General features: G+C 45.8%; 1 pseudogene. It reads right to left on the bottom strand.

What is annotated here, in order from left to right:
- Window positions 1–54 precede the first annotated feature (54 nt).
- Window positions 55–684, bottom strand: a pseudogene (locus R8N49_RS27425) (AAA family ATPase); the annotation flags it as partial.

Genomic DNA, 684 nt, shown 5'->3' with positions numbered 1-684 from the left:
CCACTGGTGATACTCTTCATCGGTAATCGCCAAACCTTCCGGAATTTGCGATTACCACTGGTGATACTCTTCATCGGTAATCGCCAAACCTTCCGGAATTTGCGCTTCTTGCGATGTGCCAACGGTCAGCATGGATTTGAAGTTTTGCTTATTCTGAATTCGGTTTACGAACACACGTACGAGCATTCGGTCGTACAGTGCGTCTAGGCCGCTGTCTTCATCTGGTAATTCGTTGGAAGCAGAAACCAACAAACGCATTGGAACACGTTCAATGTCACTGCCATTTTTGAATGTTTTTTCGTTCACGACGGTCAACAGAGTGTTCAGAATCGCAGGGCCCGCTTTCCAAATCTCATCAAGGAAAACGACTTGTGCAGTAGGTAGGTAACCTTTGGTGAGTCGGACATAACGGCCGTTGTCCTTCAACTCTTGAATACTCAAAGGACCAAACACTTCTTCTGGTGTCGAGAATCGAGTCATCAAGTATTCAAAGTAACTGCTGTTATCAAAAGCTTGGATAAGACGCTTTGCAATAAGACTCTTTGCAATACCTGGAGGACCTAAAAGAAAGACGCTCTCCCCAGCCAAAGCGGCAAGGAGACAGAGTTTGATGGTGTGTTCGCGTTCATAAACGCCATCAGTTAACGCTTTTGCAAGCTTGTTAATACGCTCGGAAAGTAGTGC

The organism is Vibrio sp. 1978, from assembly GCF_033344345.1.
This window is presented reverse-complemented; position numbering and strand designations above follow the sequence as displayed.